Origin of the sequence: Variovorax brevis, assembly GCF_030317105.1 — a bacterium.
Lineage (GTDB): Bacteria > Pseudomonadota > Gammaproteobacteria > Burkholderiales > Burkholderiaceae_C > Variovorax > Variovorax brevis.
In genome coordinates, this window is the sequence record NZ_JASZYG010000032.1 from 21284 (window position 1) to 39132 (window position 17849).

At 66.6% G+C, this 17849-nt stretch carries 13 protein-coding genes; all 13 read left to right on the forward strand.

What is annotated here, in order from left to right; genetic code table 11:
* Nucleotides 1-39: 39 nt before the first annotated feature.
* The 13 genes from QTI66_RS36880 to QTI66_RS36940 all read left to right on the forward strand — a co-directional run bounded on the left by QTI66_RS36880 (nucleotide 40) and on the right by QTI66_RS36940 (nucleotide 17587).
* On the forward strand, nucleotides 40-1104 hold the full coding sequence (locus QTI66_RS36880) for a WD40/YVTN/BNR-like repeat-containing protein (protein WP_286565330.1): 1065 nt from the start codon (nucleotides 40-42) through the stop codon (nucleotides 1102-1104).
* A 28-nt stretch (nucleotides 1105-1132) separates the two neighbouring features.
* On the forward strand, nucleotides 1133-3577 hold the full coding sequence (locus tag QTI66_RS36885; RefSeq protein WP_286565331.1) for an efflux RND transporter permease subunit: 2445 nt from the start codon (nucleotides 1133-1135) through the stop codon (nucleotides 3575-3577).
* Between the two features lie 37 nt (nucleotides 3578-3614).
* The gene (locus QTI66_RS36890) at nucleotides 3615-4385 is read left to right on the forward strand and encodes an enoyl-CoA hydratase/isomerase family protein (protein ID WP_286565332.1); all 771 of its coding nucleotides are present in this window, start codon (nucleotides 3615-3617) and stop codon (nucleotides 4383-4385) included.
* 28 nt (nucleotides 4386-4413) lie between these two features.
* Nucleotides 4414-5655: a thiolase family protein gene (locus QTI66_RS36895; RefSeq protein WP_286565333.1), complete on the forward strand. Its 1242-nt coding sequence runs from the start codon at nucleotides 4414-4416 to the stop codon at nucleotides 5653-5655.
* Between the two features lie 17 nt (nucleotides 5656-5672).
* Complete coding sequence (locus QTI66_RS36900) at nucleotides 5673-6821, forward strand: acyl-CoA dehydrogenase family protein (RefSeq protein ID WP_286565334.1); 1149 nt, start codon at nucleotides 5673-5675, stop codon at nucleotides 6819-6821.
* Between the two features lie 31 nt (nucleotides 6822-6852).
* On the forward strand, nucleotides 6853-8034 hold the full coding sequence (locus QTI66_RS36905) for a lipid-transfer protein (protein ID WP_286565335.1): 1182 nt from the start codon (nucleotides 6853-6855) through the stop codon (nucleotides 8032-8034).
* A 7-nt stretch (nucleotides 8035-8041) separates the two neighbouring features.
* The gene (locus QTI66_RS36910; RefSeq protein ID WP_286565336.1) at nucleotides 8042-9232 is read left to right on the forward strand and encodes an acyl-CoA dehydrogenase family protein; all 1191 of its coding nucleotides are present in this window, start codon (nucleotides 8042-8044) and stop codon (nucleotides 9230-9232) included.
* A 10-nt stretch (nucleotides 9233-9242) separates the two neighbouring features.
* Nucleotides 9243-10379, forward strand: coding sequence for an acyl-CoA dehydrogenase family protein (locus tag QTI66_RS36915; RefSeq protein WP_286565337.1), 1137 nt, complete (start codon nucleotides 9243-9245; stop codon nucleotides 10377-10379).
* A 26-nt stretch (nucleotides 10380-10405) separates the two neighbouring features.
* Nucleotides 10406-11521: a CaiB/BaiF CoA transferase family protein gene (locus tag QTI66_RS36920; protein WP_286565338.1), complete on the forward strand. Its 1116-nt coding sequence runs from the start codon at nucleotides 10406-10408 to the stop codon at nucleotides 11519-11521.
* A gap of 84 nt (nucleotides 11522-11605) precedes the next feature.
* Entirely contained in the window at nucleotides 11606-13291 is a 1686-nt protein-coding gene (locus QTI66_RS36925; RefSeq protein ID WP_286565340.1) for an AMP-binding protein, read from the forward strand.
* A 50-nt stretch (nucleotides 13292-13341) separates the two neighbouring features.
* The gene (locus tag QTI66_RS36930) at nucleotides 13342-16044 is read left to right on the forward strand and encodes a winged helix-turn-helix domain-containing protein (protein WP_286565341.1); all 2703 of its coding nucleotides are present in this window, start codon (nucleotides 13342-13344) and stop codon (nucleotides 16042-16044) included.
* Nucleotides 16045-16136: 92 nt separating this feature from the next.
* Nucleotides 16137-16592 carry a MaoC family dehydratase gene (locus QTI66_RS36935; protein WP_286565342.1) on the forward strand — a complete coding sequence of 152 codons (456 nt, stop codon included), beginning with the start codon at nucleotides 16137-16139 and terminating at the stop codon, nucleotides 16590-16592.
* Nucleotides 16593-16675: 83 nt separating this feature from the next.
* Nucleotides 16676-17587, forward strand: coding sequence for an SDR family oxidoreductase (locus QTI66_RS36940; RefSeq protein ID WP_286565343.1), 912 nt, complete (start codon nucleotides 16676-16678; stop codon nucleotides 17585-17587).
* The last annotated feature ends 262 nt before the right edge of the window (nucleotides 17588-17849 follow it).

Below are 17849 nucleotides of genomic sequence, written 5' to 3' on the forward strand. Positions count from 1 at the left end.
ATTGGGAGGGCGCAATTGATGGAAATATTGGAGACAAGCATGTTTTTCAGGGAAGCTCAATGGGCAGCGGCGGCGCTGTGCGCCGCGCTTGCGGCAAAGGCCGTCTCGGCCGAGCCCGTCTTTCAGGCGCCGACCCAAGTGCCGGCGGCTCGCAGCGCGCTGGCCACGCGCGTGACCTTCAACGCGCTCGCCATGGCCGGCGATCGCATGGTGGTCGCCGGCCAGCGCGGCCACATCCTGCTTTCGGACGATGGCGCCGCATGGAAGCAGGCGCAGGTTCCGGTCAGCTCGGACCTGACGGCGCTGAGCTTTCCCGTGGCGAACGAAGGCTGGGCCGTCGGCCATGAAGGCGTCGTGCTCCACACCAGCAACGGCGGGCAATCGTGGGACCGTCAGCTCGATGGCAAGCAGGCTGCCGCGCTCATCCTCAAGCAGTACGGAACGCCTGCCAGGACCGATGACGCAGCGGCGCAGCGCCTCAAGGCCGACGCCGAGGCCTTCGCCGCGCAAGGCGCGGACAAGCCTTTCCTCGACGTGTGGTTCGAGGATGACAAGAAGGGCTTCGCCGTCGGCGCGTTCAACCTGATCCTGCGTACCGGGGACGGCGGCAAGACATGGTCGCCTTGGCTCGACCGCATCGACAACCCGAAGGGCCTGCACCTCTATGCCGTGCGTCCGGCGGGTGGATCGGTCTTCATCGTGGGTGAACAGGGGCTGGTGCTCAAGCTCGATCGCGAGCGCCAGCGCTTCGTGAACGTGCCGCTTCCGTACCAGGGCACGCTGTTCGGCGTCGTCGGCACGCCGGGCGCGACGGTGGTGTTCGGGCTGCGTGGCAATGCGTGGCGCAGCACCGATGGCGGTGCCACTTGGGCCAAGGTCGACACCGGCGTCAATGCGGGCCTGGCAAGCGGCCTCGTGCGCCCGGACGGCGCGATCGTGCTGGTGAGCCAGGCCGGCGACGTGCTCCTGAGCACCGACGACGGCGCGAGCTTTGCCCGCGTCAAGACCGCGAATACCGCACCGGCTTTTGCCGTCGCGCAGCAGGGCAAGCGCACGCTGGCGCTGGCCGGCGTGGGCGGTGTCCGGATGCAGGAACTGAAGTGAACAGAGAGCGCCAGGCGCCGAAAAAACCATGAACCTCAACACCCAAACCGACATGCCGACCGTCCGCGCGTTGAAGGACTTCGACCGCCACTCGGGCAGCCGCTTCGAACGGCTGATCTTCAACCATCGCCTGTTCGTCATCCTCGTGTGCGTACTGGCCACGCTGGTGCTCGGATGGCAGGCCACGCGGCTGACCTTGAACGCCGCATTCGACAAGACCATTCCGCACAACCAGCCTTACATCCGCAACTTTCTGGACCATCGCGGCGAACTGCGTGGCCTCGGCAATGCGGTGCGCGTGGTGGTCGAGAACAAGCGCGGCGACATCTTCGAGCCGGCCTACCTGCAGGCGCTCAAGAAGATCAACGACGAACTGTTCCTCACGCCGGGCGTGGACCGCGCCAACGTCAAGTCGCTGTGGATGCCGGTGGTGCGCTGGAACGAGGTGACCGAGGAAGGCTTCACCGGCGGCCCGGTGATGCCCGACAACTACGCGGGCTCGCCGCGCGACATCGAGCAGCTGCGGCAGAACATCGCCCGCGCGCAGATCCTGGGCAGCCTGGTGGGCAACGACTACAAGTCGAGCCTGATCTTCGTGCCGCTGGCCGACACGGACGTTCGCACCGGCGCGCCGCTCGACTACTGGGCCCTGTCGCAGCGACTGGAGGACGTTCGCGCGAAGTACGCCAACGGGCAGGGCGGCGCGGATGTGGAGATCCGCATCGTCGGCTTCGCCAAGGTGGTGGGCGACCTGCTCGACGGCCTGAAGCAGATGGTGGTGTTCTTCGCGGTGGCCGCCGTCATTGCCGCCGCGATCATCTTCGGCTGGACGCGCTGCGTGCGCAGCACCGCGCTGGTGCTGGCCGCGTCGCTCATTGCCGTGGTGTGGCAGCTCGGGCTCGTGACGGTGCTGGGCTATGAGCTGGACCCGTATTCGGTGCTGGTGCCCTTCCTCGTGTTCGCCATCGGCGTGTCCCATGGCGCGCAAAAGATGAACGGCATCATGCAGGACGTGGGCCGCGGCACGCACCGGCTGGTGGCCGCGCGCTACACCTTCCGCCGGCTTTTCCTGGCGGGCTTGACCGCGCTGGCCGCCGATGCGGTGGGCTTCGCGGTGCTGATGCTGATCGATATCCCCGTCATCCAGGAACTGGCCATCACGGCGAGCATCGGCGTGGCCCTGCTGGTGGTCACCAACCTGATCCTGCTGCCGGTGATGCTGTCGTACACCGGCGTCAGCCCCAAGGCAGCCGCGCGAAGCCTGCGCGCCGAGCAGCGGGAGGAGGGCGGCATGTGGAAGCTGCTCGAACGCTTCACCGAGCGGCGCTGGGCCATCGGCGCGATCGCGTTCTCGGCCTTGCTGGCAATCGGGGGCTTTGCGGTCAGCACCCAGCTGAAGATCGGCGACCTCGATGCGGGTGCGTCGGAGCTGCGGCCGCAGTCGCGTTACAACCTCGACAACGCCTACATCACCGGCAAGTATTCGCTCTCCAGCGACCAGTTCGCCGTGATCGTGAAGACCCCGCCCGAGGGTTGCCTGGGCTACGAGACGCTGATCGAGACCGACCGCCTGGGCTGGGCCTTGCAACAGGTGCCCGGTGTGCAGACGACCGTCTCGCTGGCCGATGCGGTGCGCAAGATCACGGCGGGCTCCTACGAGGGCAGCAGCAAGTGGTTGTCGATCTCGCCGAACCAGGACGTGCTGAACTACGCGGCCCGCACCGCCTCCACCAGCAACCCTGACCTGTTCAACAACCAGTGCTCGGTGATGCCCGTGGTGGCCTACTTGGCCGACCACAAGGCCGAGACGCTGGACCGCGTGGTCAAGGCGGCCGATGAATTTGCCAGGGCGCACAGCACGCCGGATCGCCAGTTCCTGCTGGCGGCCGGCAGCGCCGGCGTCGAGGCCGCGACCAACATCGTCGTGAAGGAGGCCAACACGACGATGCTGCTGTACGTGTACGGCGCCGTCATCGTGCTGTGCTTCATCACCTTCCGCAGCTGGCGGGCCGTGGTGGTCGCCGTGGTGCCGCTGGTGGTGACCTCCATCCTTTGCGAGGCATTGATGGTCGCGCTGGGCATGGGCGTGAAGGTGGCGACCCTGCCGGTGATCGCGCTGGGCGTGGGCATCGGCGTGGACTATGCGCTGTACCTGCTGAGCATCCAGCTCGCGCAGCAAAGGGAGGGGGCGACGCTCGCCGAGGCCTATCGCCATGCGCTGCGATTCACAGGCAAGGTGGTGGCGCTGGTGGGCGTGACGCTGGCCGCAGGCGTCGTGACGTGGGCCTTCTCGCCCATCAAGTTCCAGGCCGACATGGGCATCCTTCTGACCTTCATGTTCGTGTGGAACATGCTCGGCGCGCTCATCCTCATCCCCGCGCTGTCGCACTTCCTGCTGGGAGGCGAGCGCTTGCGCACCCCCGGGCCTTCCCCCCTCGAAAGGGGAGGCACTGCCGGGGCGATGGCCTCCTAGACTGAACCTCAAGACGGATCAAGCAAGGAGATACATCGTGAGTGTTGTGTTCGAGACGAAAGAGCAGGTGGGCTGGATCACCTTGCAGCGCCCCAAGGCGATGAACGCGCTGACGCGCGAGATGGTGGAAGACATGACGGCGATGCTGTCGCAATGGCGACAAGACGCCGCCGTGCGCGTGGTGGTGATTACCGGCACCGGCGCGGCCTTCTGCGCAGGCGCCGACCTCAAGCAGGCCGGCAATCCGGTCGGCCCGGGTGAAAAGGACTACCTCGACGTCATCGTCGACTTCTTCAACCTGCTGCGCGCATTTCCCAAGCCCGTGATTGCGGCCGTCAACGGCCTGGCGCTGGCGGGCGGCCTCGAAGCGGTGATGTGCTGCGACCTGGTGATTGCCGGCCAGAGCGCGCGCTTCGGCGACGCGCATTCCAACTTCGGCGTGTTCCCCGGCGGCGGCGGTGCGGCGATCCTGCCGCGCAAGGTGCCGGCCAACGTGGCCAAGTACCTGCTGTTCACCGGCGACTCGCTGCCGGCCGAAGAGATGAAGCAGTACGGGCTGGTCAACGAAGTCGTGGCCGATGCCGAGTTGTCGGCCCGCGCCCAGGCGCTCGGCGAGAAGCTGGCCACCAAGAGCCCGATCGTGCTCACGCGCATGAAGCGCGTGGCCAACGAAGCGGCCGACAAGACGGCGCGCGATGCGCTGCGTGACGAAGAACTCGAGCTGCGCAACCACCAGCGCTCCTGGGACATCCAGGAGGGCCTCGCCGCCTTCGCCGAAAAGCGCAAGCCGCAATTCCGCGGCTATTGAAAGCAAAGAACACCGGAGTCCCCGAGCAATGGAAAACATCTACATCGTCGGCGTCGGCATGACGACCTTTGGCCGCCACATGGACAAGAACGTCAAGCAGCTCACCGCGTGGGCGGTGGAAGACGCCCTGAAAGACGCCAACTGCGACCGCAAGGCGATTCGCGCCGCCTTCTTCGGCAACACGACGCAAGGCCACTTCGACGGCCAGCACATGATCCGCGGACAGGTCGCGCTGCTGCCGCTGGGCATCGAAGGCATTCCGATCTACAACCTCGAAGGCGCCTGCGCATCGTCGAGCCACGCCTTCAACCTCGCCGTCATGCAATTGCGCGCCGGTGCGGCCGACGTGGCGCTGGCCGTTGGCGCCGAGAAGATGTACACGAGCGACAAGGCCAAGATGTTCTCGTGCTTCGAATCGGCCTGGGACGTGGAGACCTTCGAGGAAAACAAGGGCTACCTCGCTGCCATGGGCAAGGCCATCGTGCCGCCCGCCGGCTCGCAGTCCGACAAGCCCTACAGCCCCTTCATGGACGTGTACGCCTCGCTGGGCCGCGGCCTCATGGCTCGCTACGGCATCACGCAACGCCAGCTCGCTGCCGTCGCGTCCAAGAACCACGGCCATTCGGTGCACAACGAGCGCTCGCAATACCGCATGCCGATGGACATCGAGCAAATATTGGCCGCCTCGCCGATCACCTATCCGCTGACGCTGCCGATGTGCTCGCCGATTTCCGACGGCGCATCGGCCGCCATCCTCTGTACCGAGTCGGCGCTGAAGAAGTACGGCTTCGACCGCAACCGCGCCGTCAAGGTGCTGGCCAGCGTCGTGCGCTCGGCCTCGGCCCGCGATGCGGAGGACCATGACGCCGGTTGCACGCGCCTTGCCGCGAAGGACGCCTTCGAGCAGGCAGGCGTTGCGCCCAGGGACGTCGACGTGGCCGAAGTGCACGACGCCACCGCCATCGGCGAACTGCTTTCCTTCGAGGCGATGGGCCTGCGCGAACCTGGTTCCAGTGGGGAACTGGCCGAACGCGGCGAGACCACCCTCGGCGGCTCCATCCCGGTCAACCCCTCCGGCGGCCTCGAATCCAAGGGCCATCCGATCGGCGCCACGGGCCTCGGCCAGATCTTCGAACTCGTCTCGCAACTGCGCGGCGAATGCGGCCCCCGCCAGGTCGAAGGCGCGCGCATCGCCATCCAGGGCAATGGCGGCGGCCTGTGGCGCGTGGAAGAGGCCACGGAGCACGTCGGCATCTTCGCCCGCGCCTGAACACCGAAAGAATTCAAATGAACATGAACATGATCACCGAGGACCAGAAGCTGGCGGTCGAGAGCTTCCGCAAGTTCCTCGACGTCGAGCTGCGTCCCATCGTCAGGCAGTACCGCGACCAGCACATCCCCAAGGAAAAGATGCGCGAGATCACGCAGGGCATCGCCGAGTTCGGCCTGCCGGGCGCGAGCGTGCCGGTGGAGCACGGCGGCATGGGCCTGGGCTACGTCATGGAGGCGCTGCTGTTCGAGGAGCTGTGCGCCGTGTCCTGCGACGTCGCGCTGTGCGTGATGATCAACAAGGGCACCGCCAACTTCCTGGCCGACCTGCCGCAGCAGCACCTGCGCGACAAGTACCTGCCCGGCATCCTGAACGGCACGCTCTTCGGCGGCGCCTGCATCAGCGAACCCGACGTGGGCTCGAACGTCGCGGACCTGAAGACTTCCGCGAAGGAAGACGGCGACCACTTCATCATCAACGGCGAGAAGACCTGGATCTCCAACGGCCACTACGCCGACTTCCTCACCGTCACCGCGCGCACCGGCCCGAAGGAGCTGACGCACTTCATGGTCGACCGCAAGGAGCACGGCTTCGAGTCGCGCAACATCGACAAGATCGCGATGAACGGGCAGTCGACCGCGCAGGTGTTCTTCACCGACTGCCGCGTGCCGGCCAGCTGCATCGTGTGGGAACGCGGAGCGGGCCTCAAGAACACCATGAAGATGTTCGAGAAGGCGCGCGCCAACGTCGGCATGCTGTCGGTGGGCCTGATGCGCGCGGCGCTCGAAGCCTCGATCGCGTACTCGAAGGAGCGCAAGCAATTCGGCAAGTTCATCGCCGCGCACCAGTTGATCGCCGCCAAGATCGCCGAAATGGCCACGCTCACCGATGCCGCGCGCCTGATGTGCATGCGTGCCTTTTCCATGATGGACGCGGGCGTGCGCTGCGACGTGCAGTCCTCGATGTCCAAGTGGTTTGCCACCGAGATGGCTGTCAAGGTGTGCCGGGACGCGGTACAACTGCATGGCGGCAACGGCCTGACCAAGGAATTCGACGTGGAACGGCTGGCGCGCGAGGCCATCGTGATCCCGATTCCGGACGGTACGACCGAGATCCAGAAGCTGATGATCTCGCGCGCGCTCACCGGCATCAGCGCATTCGTCTGAACGCGTGCGTTCAGCAAGAAGGAACCAAGACATGAGCAACAAGATCGTCGTCGCCGGGGTCGGCATGATCCCTTTCAAGAAGCCGGGCGCCAGCGAGACCTACCCCGTGATGGGCGCGCAGGCCGTGCGCATTGCGCTGGCCGATGCCGGCGTGGGCTACGAATCCATCCAGCAGGCCTATGCCAGTTACATCTACGGTGACTCTACCTGCGGCCAGCGCGTGCTTTACGACGTCGGCATGACGGGGATTCCGATCATCAACGTGCACAACAACTGCTCCAGCGGCTCCAGCGCCATCTACCTGGCGCGCCAGGCGATTGCCGCGGGCGACGCCGACATCGTGCTGGCGGTCGGCTTCGAGCAGATGAATCCGGGCGCGCTGGGCTCCAACTTCGAGGATCGCCCGAACCCGACCGAAAACTTCATGCAGCAGTTCGACAAGCTGCTGGGCGGCCAGGACATTCCGCCGGCGCTGCGCATCTTCGGCGGCGGTGGCCTGGAGCACATGCGCCGCTTCGGCACGCCGCTGGAGACTTTCGCGAAGATCCGCGCGAAGGCCAGCCGCCACGCCGCCGCCAACCCCATGTCGGTGTTCCGCAAGGTGGTGACCACCGAGGAAGTGATGGCCGACAAGGTGGTGTGGCCCGGCGTGATGACGCGGCTGATGGCCTGCCCGCCCACCTGCGGCGCGGCGGCGGTCGTTCTGTGCAGCGAGGACTATGCAAGGAAGCACAAGCTCGACTCCCGCGTGTGGATCGCCGCGCAGGCGCTCACCACCGACGGCCCCGAGACCTTCCAGTCAGGCGACATGCGCGACCTGGCGGGCTTCTCGATGTCGCGTGCGGCGGCCAACAAGGTCTACGAGTCGGCAGGCATCGGCGCCGAGGACGTGGACGTGGTCGAACTGCACGACTGCTTTGCGCACAACGAACTCATGACCTATGAAGCCCTGGGCCTGTGCCCCGAAGGCGGCGCGCAGAAGTTCGTCGACGATGGCGACAACACCTATGGCGGCAAGTACGTCACCAACCCCTCGGGCGGCCTGCTCTCCAAGGGGCACCCGATCGGCGCCACGGGCCTCGCCCAGTGCGTGGAACTGGTGCAACAGTTGCGCGGCAACTGCGGGGAACGGCAGGTGCCGGGCGCGCGCATCGCGTTGCAGCACAACGTCGGCATCGGCGGTGCCGCGGTCGTGACGATGTACAGGAGTTGAGGCCGGCATGGACTTCGATCCCGATCCCGGCCTGGAGGCGTTTCGCCTGGAGGTGCGCGAGTTCCTCCGGGGTCTTCCGGCAGCACTCACCAACCGTCCGCGCAGCACGCGCTCGGCGCCTGCGGATGTGAAGAGTTGGCAAAAGGCGCTGAATGCCCGCGGATGGGGCGCGCCTTACTGGGCCAAGGCGCATGGCGGCACCGGCTGGTCGGTGCAGCAGATGCAGGTCTTCGACGAAGAATGCGCGGCCGTCGGCACGCCCACGCAGGACGGCTTCGTCCACAAACTGCTGGGTCCGGTGCTCAACGAGTTCGCCACGCCGGCGCAGAAGGCGCTGCACATTCCGGCCGTGCTCGAAGGCGAGCGGCTGTGGTGCCAGGGCTTTTCCGAACCGGGTTCCGGCTCGGACCTGGCCTCGCTGCGCACGCGGGCGGAGCTCGATGGCGACCACTACGTCGTCAACGGCCAGAAGATCTGGACCAGCTACGCGCATGAGTCCGACTGGATCTTCCTGCTGGTGCGCACCAACCCCGAAGTGAAGAAGCAGGCTGGCATCAGTTTCCTGCTGGTGGACATGAAGACGCCGGGCATCACCGTGCGGCCGATCCGCAGCATCGACGACTTCCACCACCTCAACGAGACCTTCTTCGACAACGTGCGGGTGCCGGCGGCCAACCTCGTGGGCCAGGAGGGCGCGGGCTGGACGATCACCAAGTTCCTGCTCAACAACGAGCATGCGTCGGCGGCCGAGGTGCCGTCGCTCAAGCGCTACCTGCGGCAGATCCACAGCCTGGCGGACCTGCAGGGCCCGGGCGGCGAGCGGCTGCGCGAGCGGCCCGAGTTCGCGCTCAGGCTCGCGCGCCTGGAAGCCGAATTGATGGCGATCGACATGCTGGTGCAGCGCGTCGTGGCGCTGGAGATGGAACATCACCCCGATGCGCTGTCGTTGGGCTCGATCCTGAAGATCCGCGGCACCGAATTGCAGCAAAAGCTCACCGACTTCCACGTGGAAGCACTCGGCGACCACGGGGCGGTGGCCTATCCGCACCCCGAACTCGACACCGATGTGCAGTTGCCGGGGCAGGACGTGGCCCGGGGCCTGGCCAACGACATGTTCTTCCGCCGCGCGTCCACCATCTACGGCGGAACGAGCGAAGTGCAGCGCGGCATCATCGCCAAGCTGCTGTTCCAACTCTGAGCGACGAACCATGGACTTCAAACTGAATCCGGAGCAGCAACTCCTGAAAGACAGCGTTCGGCGTTTCATCGACAAGGCCTATGGCTTCGAGGCGCGCGCCGCGCTGGTGAAAGCAGGGCAGGGCGGCAGCGCGGCGCATTGGCAGACCTTTGCCGACAACGGCTGGCTGGCCGCTGCGCTGCCCGAAGCCTTCGGCGGTCTGGGCGGATCGCTGGTCGACACGGCGATCATCGCGCAGGAGTTCGGCCGCGGGCTGGTGATCGAGCCCTGGCTGGGCTGCGCCGTGCTGGCCGCACAGACGCTGGTCGCCGGCGGCACGCCTGCGCAGAATGATCGCCTGCTTCCGCTACTGGCCGATGGCTCGCGCCGCATCGCACTGGCCTACAGCGAAGCCGCTTCGCGCGGCATGCCGACGCCTGTCTCGCTGCGTGCAGAGCCCAAGCCGGGCGGCTACGTGCTGCATGGCCGCAAGTCGCTGGTACTGGGCGGCCATCAAGCCGATGAATTCATCGTCTCCGCGGTGGTGCCCGGCTCGGCCGGAATCACCCTGCTGCTGGTGGATGCGAAAGCACCGGGCCTGCAATGCCAGGATCTTCCATTGCACGACGGCAGTCACGCGGCGGAACTGGTGTTCGATGGCGTTGAGGTCGCTGCCGACGCAGTGCTGGGCAAACCGGACAACGGATTGCCGCCATTGCAGGCAGGCATCGCCCACGCCATCGTTGCGCTGTGCGCCGAGCAGGTCGGCGCGATGGAAAAGGCCATCGAAGTCACCGCCGACTACCTGAAGGCCCGCAAGCAATTCGGCGTGCCGATCGGCAGCTTCCAGGCGCTGCAGCATCGCCTCGCGGACATGGCGGCCGAGATGGAACTTGCGCGCTCCATGCTGTTCGCAGCGCTGGCCGCAATGCACAACCAGCAAGGGCCGCACTTGCAGAAGACGCTGGCGGCCGCGAAGGCCTTCACTGGCCGTGCCGCGAAGTCCGTCTGCGGCCAGGCGATTCAACTGCATGGCGGCATCGGCATGACCGAGGAATACCTCGTGGGCCACTACTTCAAGCGTGCCGTGGTCGCCGACCTGCTGCTGGGCAGCGCCGACCGCCACGAAGCGGCTTGCGCCGCCGCGATCTCCGGCGCGTTCGCCTGAACCACGCAACGATGGAAATGAGAGACATGAACATGAACAAGGGCGGCCCGCTGGCCGGCTTGCGCATCCTCGAAATCGCCGGCATCGGCCCGGCGCCTTTTTGCGGCATGCTGTTCGCGGACCTCGGCGCCGATGTGGTGCTGGTCGACCGCCTGCAGGCTGGCGCCGAGGACCTGGATCTCGGTGCCCAGGGCATCAGCAACCGCGGCAAGCGATCGATCGCCATCGACCTGAAGACGGCCGAGGGCGTCCGGACGGTGCTCGACCTGGTCGCAAGCTGCGACGCGCTGATCGAAGGCATGCGCCCCGGTGTGATGGAGCGCCTGGGTTTGGGTCCTGACGTGTGCCTGGCGCGCAATCCGCGGCTCGTGTATGGCCGCATGACCGGCTGGGGTCAGGACGGACCGCTGGCGCATGCCGCCGGGCACGACATCAACTACATCGGCGTCTCCGGCGCGCTGTGGTATTCGGGCCAGCCCGGCGAAGCGCCGATGGCGCCGCCGAGCCTGGTGGGCGACATCGGCGGGGGCGCCATGTACCTTGCCGTGGGCGTGCTGGCGGGCGTGATGAACGCGCGTGCCACCGGCCAGGGCCAGGTCGTCGACGCGGCCATCGTCGACGGCAGCGCGCACATGATGAACCTGCTGCTGGCTTTGAAGGCTGGCGGACGCTTCACCAGCGAGCGCGGCGCCAGCCTGCTGGACGGCCCGCACTGGTACCGCACCTACCGCTGCGCCGACGGCCGCTTCGTCAGCATCGGCTCGCTGGAGCCGCGCTTCTACCGCATCCTGCTGGAGCACCTCGGCCTTGCGGACGATCCGGACTTTGCCGATCCGTACGACCCCCGCCGCTGGGCAGCGCTGCACGAGCGCTTCACCAGGATCTTCGCGACGCGAACGCGCGACGCGTGGTGTGAACTGCTGGAAGGCAGCGACGCCTGCTTTGCCGCCGTGCTGGACCCGGACGAGGCGGCCACGCATCCGCACATGGCGCACCGCGGGGTCTACAGCCGCATCGATGGCGTGCTGCAGGCCAACCCGGCGCCGCGCTTTTCCGGCACGCCGGCGGCGCCGCTCGCGGCGGTGCCACGCCGTGGCGAGCACACCGAAGACGTGCTGCGGGACTGGGCCGTGCTCGCCTGAGATCCGCGCGGTCGAACGGCGCCACGCGACACGAAAGGCGCGACCCTTGGGGGCGCCAGCAAAGAAACAAGACAGGAGACAGACTTGAGCGACCAGAACACCTTCACCCCCGTGCACCGCTTCCTCCACTGGGAGAAAACGCAACCGGAGGCCATCTTCCTGACCGAGCCGCGCCCGGACGGCAGCGTGGTGGACTTCACCTGGCGCCAGGTCGGCGACCAGGCCCGGCGCATGGCGGCCTACCTCCAGTCGCTCAACCTGCCGGCCGGCAGCAGCATCGGGATCGTCGGCAAGAACAGTGCGCACTGGGTCATGGCCGACCTGGCGATCTGGATGGCGGGTCACGTGTCCGTGCCGATCTACGTGACCATCAGCGCCACGAACGCCCGCTACATCCTCGAGCACTGCGACGTGCGTCTGCTCTTCGTCGGCAAGCTCGACGGCAAGACCGATTCCTGGAACGAGATCCGCAAGATCGTGCCGGCCGAAGTGCCGATGGTGGGCATGCCGATGTCGCCCTGCGCCTTGCCGCTGGAGTGGGACGTGCTGACCGGTAAGCATGCGCCGCTGCAGGCGGTGCACCTGCCCGATGCGGCCGACTTGGCCACCATCATCTACACCTCCGGCACCACGGGCATGCCCAAGGGCGTGATGCACAGCTTCGGCACCATGGGGGCCTATTCGAAGCTGTCGGGCGAGTACTGCCAGATCACCCCGGCCGACCGCATGCTGTCCTACCTGCCACTGGCGCACGCGGCGGAGCGCGCCTTCGTCGAGACGCATGTCATCTGCCAGGGCCTGCACCTGTTCTTCAACGACTGCCTGGAGACCTTCGCCGCCGACCTGCGGCGCGCCCGTCCCACGCTGTTCATCTCCATGCCCCGGCTGTGGACCAAGTTCTACCAGAGCGTGTGCGCCAAGCTGCCGCTGGACAAGCAGAAGCTGCTGTTCGCGCAGCCCACTGCCTCGGCCCAAACGAAGAAGGAGATCCTTCAAATGCTGGGGCTCGATGCGGTGCGCATCGCCTTCACCGGCTCCGCGCCGCTGCCCGCGGAAATCATTGCCTGGTATCTCGAGCTTGGCCTGGAGTTGCGCGACGTCTACGGCATGACGGAGAACTTCTGCCACTCTCACCTGACCCAGCCGGGCCGCGTGCGCCTGGGCTATTGCGGCGAGCCCGCGCTCGGCTGCAGCGTGCGCATCGGCGAGGGCGGCGAGATCCAGATGAAGGGCGAGACGTTGATGATGGGCTACTACAAGCAGCCCGAACTCACCGCGCAGAGCATGACGGCGGACGGCTACTTCAGGACCGGCGACCGTGGCGAGGAGGACGAGCTGCGGCGCCTGAAGATCACCGGCCGCGTGAAGGAGATCTTCAAGACCAGCAAGGGCAAGTACGTCGCGCCCGCGCCCATCGAGAACCGCTTCGCGCATCCGAAGGTGGAGGCGGTGTGCGTGACCGGTCCGGCCAGTGCGCAGCCTTTCGCGCTGCTGATGCTGTCGGCGGACGGACGCCGCGAGCTGAAGGATCCGGTGTCGCGCGAGGCCCTCGTGGCCGAGCTTGATCAGCTGCGTCAGGTGGTCAACGACGAACTCGAGGACCACGAGAAGCTCGACTACCTGGTGGCGGTCGATGAGCCCTGGTCGGTGGACAACGGCTTCCTGACGCCGAGCTTCAAGATCCGCCGAAGCGTCATCGAGGATCGCTATCTTGCCCTTGCACAGGCTTGGGCGGGTTCCGGGCGCAGTGTGATCATCGAAGGCGCATGAGGCCTGTGGGGGTATCGCCGGCCCCCGGAAGCTCGCATACTCGCCGTCCGATGAATTTCGACAATCTCCTCGTTTCGACGAAGTTTGCGCCCCCGCGCATCGGGGCGCGCTACATCCCGCGCAAGCAACTGTTGGCACAGTTGGCCGGCATGAGCGGCGCGACCTTCACGCTGGTGACGGGTAGCGCCGGCTTCGGCAAGACCATCCTGCTGGCCCAATGGCGGCAGGAGCTGATGAAGGAGGGGGCCGAGGTTGCATGGCTGTCGCTTGGGCAGGAAGAAAAGCAGCTGGCCAACTTCTGCGCCTACCTCCTCGCCGCCTTGCAACGCCTCGGCATCCCGGTCGAGGACGACATGCTCCTCGAAGGCGGCAGCAGCAAGTCGATCGAGGCCGTGGTCGCCACCGCGGTCAACGGCGCGCAGGGGCTGCCCAAGGAGCTCTACCTCATCATCGACGACTACCACCACGTCGAGGACCCGTGGGCGCACAAGCTGATGCAGCGCCTGCTCGACCATTGCCCGCCCAACCTGCACATTGCCGTGGCCTCGCGCATGGCGCCGCCGCTCAGCATCGGCCGCCTGCGCGTGCTCGACAAGGTGGCCGAGCTGGGGCTGGCCGAGCTGCCCTTCGACCTGGAGGAAACGCGGATCTTCTTCGAGCAGAACATCAGCACGGTGAAGCTGAGCGCCGACGAGTTGCGGCTGATCCACGACCTGACCAGCGGCTGGCCCGCCAGCCTGCAACTCATCACCGTCATGCTGCGCAGCCGGCCCCAGACCCGCGCGACGCTGCAGGACCTTGGCTGGAAGCTGGGCGACCTGCAGGCCTACCTGGCCGAAGACGTCATCGCGCACCTGCCGGCCGACTTCACCGATTTCATGGAAATGCTGTCGGTCTGCCGCCGCTTCAACGCAGGGCTCGCGGCTGCGGTCACGGGCAATGGGCAAGCCGGGGCCTTGATCAAGCGGGCGGAAGATGAAAACCTGCTGATCTACCGCGTCGACTCAGACGACCGCACGCCCTGGTATCGCTTCCATCCGCTCTTTGGCGAATTTCTTTCGGCCCGCCTGGCGCAGCGCGGGCCGGAGCAGGCGAAGGAACTGCACCGCCGCGCGAGCCACTGGTTTGCCGAGCAGGAACTGTTGGTCGAAGCGGTGCGTCATGCCATCCTGGGCGGCGACCTCGAATTCGCGGTGCGATCGATCGAGAACGCGGCGCCCAGCACCTGGAGCCTGGGCTACATCAGCCCCATGCTCAACCTGCTCGACCGCCTTCCACTGGACGCCCTGCACCAGTATCCGCGCCTGTTCTTCCTGGCCTGCCTGACCTATGCGCTGACGGCCCGCCCGGCGCAGGCCGAACGCTGGATCGCGCAGATCCGTGAAAGCGAAGCGGCCAAGGCCCCGGCGATTTCTTCCCGGTTTGCGCTGGCGGACGCTGCGGTCGCATTGCAGCGCGACAACACGCAGCGCGTCATCGACCTGCTGGAGCCACTGGACAAGGTTCCGACGGAAAACCGCTTCCTGCGCTACGTGCATGTGTCGGCATTGGCAACGGCCTACGCGGCGGCCGGCCGCTACGCCGACGCGCATCGATTGCTCGACGACAACCCGATCCCGCCTGACGACCGCGAGAACGACATGGCGCTGGTGGTGCAATCGGTGCGCGCGACCGTCTGGGGCATCGAGGGCAACGCGAAGGAAACTGCCCGCGTCGGGGCCGAAGTGCTGGCCCGCGCCGAGACCGCCTATGGGCGCCGCTCCATCAGCGCCAACCTGTGTGCGGCGACGCTGGGAAATGCTTACTACGAGCTCGATCGCATCGACGAAGCGCGTGAAATCCTCGCCAACCGCACCGGCGTGCTGCGTTCGTCCTCGCCCGGAACGATGATCCACGCCGCGCTGTGCACTGCGCGGCTCGACGTGCTGCAATTGGGCGCTGCACCGGCGCTGGCCTTCCTGGATGCGCAGCAGGCGCACTACCACAGCCTGGGCCTCGACCGGCTGGTCGCAGCCATGCTGGCCGAGCAGGTGAAGGTCTTGCTGGTGTCTGGCGAGCGAGCGCGCGCCACGGAGCTGGTCGGCAAGCTCGATGCACTGGCCGGGTTGCAGCGTGATGCCCAAGGCTTCCATGCCGAGATCCCGGCTTATGCCGCGCTGGCTCGCGCACGCCTGGCGCTGGTCGACGCACGTCCCGACGACGCGCTGCGGGCGCTGGACGCGCTGCGGCAGTTCGCCAAGGCCTTCGGGCGCGTGCGGATGCTGGCGCAGGCCGAGATCCTGTCCGCGCTGACGCTCGACTATCTCAAGCGCGACGAAGAGGCGCTGGATGCCTTGGCGCGTGCGGTGCAGGCGGGCGCGCCGGCCGGACTGGTGCGAACCTTCTTGGATGAGGGCGCGCGGGTCGGCGAACTGCTTGCGAGCCTGCGCGCCGCGGGCACGCGCCTTGACGGGCGCCTCGCGCCTTTTGTCGACGACCTGCTGCGTAGATGCGGCGCGCCCACCCCTGTGGCGCAGGACAAGGGCAAGTCGGCGTCCCGTGCTGCCGGCACGGACGCCGTCACGCTGACACCGCGCGAGATCGAAATCCTCGGCCTGGTGGCCAAGGCGATGTCGAGCAAGCGCATCGCGCAGACGCTCAACATCACGCCGGAAACGGTGAAGTGGAACATCCGCAATGTGCTGGCCAAGCTGCGTATGTCCAGCCGCTACGACGCGCTGACCTGGGCGCGGAACAAGGGGCTGATTGAGTAGCGCCTCTTGCACGGCGCCCCTCCAAAGAAGGGGGGATCTCTTCGGAGCGTGGCTGCTTAACCTATGAAGCACATTCAAACCGGAACGCTTCCATGAAGAGCTACGAAACCCTCGAGGACCTCAAGCCGCTGGTCGGCGAAACGATCGGCACCAGCGACTGGCTGCTGATCGACCAGCAGCGCATCAACAAGTTCGCCGATGCCACGGGCGACCACCAATGGATCCACGTGGACGTGGAGCGCGCAAAGAGCGGCCCCTTCGGCGTGCCGATCGCGCACGGCTTCCTGACGCTGAGCCTGCTGCCGGCCTTCTTTGCGACGGCTTTCGAGATCCGCAAGAGCACGATGGGCGTCAACTACGGGCTCAACAAGGTGCGCTTCATGAAGCCGGTGCCTGTCAACAGCCGCCTGCGTGGGCACTTCAAGCTGCTGAGCTGGGAGCCGCTGGAGGGCAATGGCGCACAGATGCTCATCGAGATGTCGATCGAGCTCGAAGGCGCGCCCAAGCCCGTGTGCGTGGCCGAGTCGATCACGCGGCGCTTCCCCTGATCCATGGAGGCTCTGATCAGTCCCCCGCGGACTTGATCACAGCCTCCTTCCCCCTCTCTCACTTCTTGAAAAAAGGTAACGACATGACGATTCGATTTGACGGCCGGGTGGCCATCGTGACGGGTGCTGGCAATGGCCTCGGCCGCGCGCACGCGCTGGAACTGGCGCGCCGCGGCGCCAAGGTGGTGATCAACGATTTCGGCGGCAGCCGCGATGGCCAGGGTGCTTCTTCCGAAGCCGCTCAAAAGGTCGTGGACGAGATCCGCGCCGCCGGCGGCACGGCCATCGCCAACGGCGCCAACGTGTGCGACTTCGAACAGGTGCTGGCGATGGTCGAACAGGCCAAGGCCGAGTTCGGCCGCATCGACATCCTGGTCAACAACGCGGGCATCCTGCGCGACAAGACTTTCTCGAAGATGGAGATCGCCGACTTCAAGGCCGTGGTCGACGTGCACCTGATGGGCTCGGTCAACTGCACCAAGGCCGTGTGGGAAATCATGCGCGAGCAGAACTACGGCCGCATCCTGATGACGACCTCGGCCTCGGGCCTGTTCGGCAACTTCGGCCAGGCCAACTACGGCGCGGCCAAGATGGCGCTGGTGGGGCTGATGCATATGCTGACGATCGAAGGCAAGAAGAACAACATCCGCGTCAACACCATCGCGCCGATGGCCGCCACGCGCATGACCGAGGACGTGCTGCCGCCCGCGATGCTCGACGCCATCAAGCCCGAACAGGTGACGCCCGCGGCGCTGTTCCTGGTGAGCGAAGACGCGCCTTTGAAGACGACACTGTCGGCCGGCGGCGGCGCCTTCTCGGCCTGCCGCATCGAGGACACCGCGGCGGTTTATCTCGGACCGAAGGAGTGCACGGTGGACGGCGTGGCCGAGCACTTCGCGCAGATCACCGACTGGGACAGCGCGCGCGCGTATGACGATTCGAATGCGCAGGTGCATGCGTTGATCCAGGCTGCGATGGCCGGGATGCAGCGCTGACCAGCCGCAAGACTGAGCACATGGCTGGGGCGGCGGGGTGTCGGCAGTAGCTGAATGCAGTGGCCGATGACATGACCTTGGGCTTGGGGCGGGATCACGCCGACGGTGTACTCCCCTCCGCGAATGTCCCCCGCCGACAGCCTGCGGCTGACGGCTCCGGCGGGCTCAACCCGTCGATGCAACGGTCTGCCAGAGTACCTCAGCGGGGTTGGCAAAGCCAAGTGTCTGTCTTGGTCGACCGTTCATCTCATTGGCGATGCGA

Bases quoted from the DNA above. Each gene is read 5' to 3' on its own strand.
- QTI66_RS36880 (WP_286565330.1), top strand. From the start codon at position 40: ATGTTTTTCAGGGAAGCTCAATGGGCAGCGGCGGCGCTGTGCGCCGCG.
- QTI66_RS36885 (WP_286565331.1), top strand. From the start codon at position 1,133: ATGAACCTCAACACCCAAACCGACATGCCGACCGTCCGCGCGTTGAAG.
- QTI66_RS36895 (WP_286565333.1), top strand. From the start codon at position 4,414: ATGGAAAACATCTACATCGTCGGCGTCGGCATGACGACCTTTGGCCGC.
- QTI66_RS36900 (WP_286565334.1), top strand. From the start codon at position 5,673: ATGAACATGAACATGATCACCGAGGACCAGAAGCTGGCGGTCGAGAGC.
- QTI66_RS36905 (WP_286565335.1), top strand. From the start codon at position 6,853: ATGAGCAACAAGATCGTCGTCGCCGGGGTCGGCATGATCCCTTTCAAG.
- QTI66_RS36910 (WP_286565336.1), top strand. From the start codon at position 8,042: ATGGACTTCGATCCCGATCCCGGCCTGGAGGCGTTTCGCCTGGAGGTG.
- QTI66_RS36915 (WP_286565337.1), top strand. From the start codon at position 9,243: ATGGACTTCAAACTGAATCCGGAGCAGCAACTCCTGAAAGACAGCGTT.
- QTI66_RS36920 (WP_286565338.1), top strand. From the start codon at position 10,406: ATGAACATGAACAAGGGCGGCCCGCTGGCCGGCTTGCGCATCCTCGAA.
- QTI66_RS36930 (WP_286565341.1), top strand. From the start codon at position 13,342: ATGAATTTCGACAATCTCCTCGTTTCGACGAAGTTTGCGCCCCCGCGC.
- QTI66_RS36935 (WP_286565342.1), top strand. From the start codon at position 16,137: ATGAAGAGCTACGAAACCCTCGAGGACCTCAAGCCGCTGGTCGGCGAA.
- QTI66_RS36940 (WP_286565343.1), top strand. From the start codon at position 16,676: ATGACGATTCGATTTGACGGCCGGGTGGCCATCGTGACGGGTGCTGGC.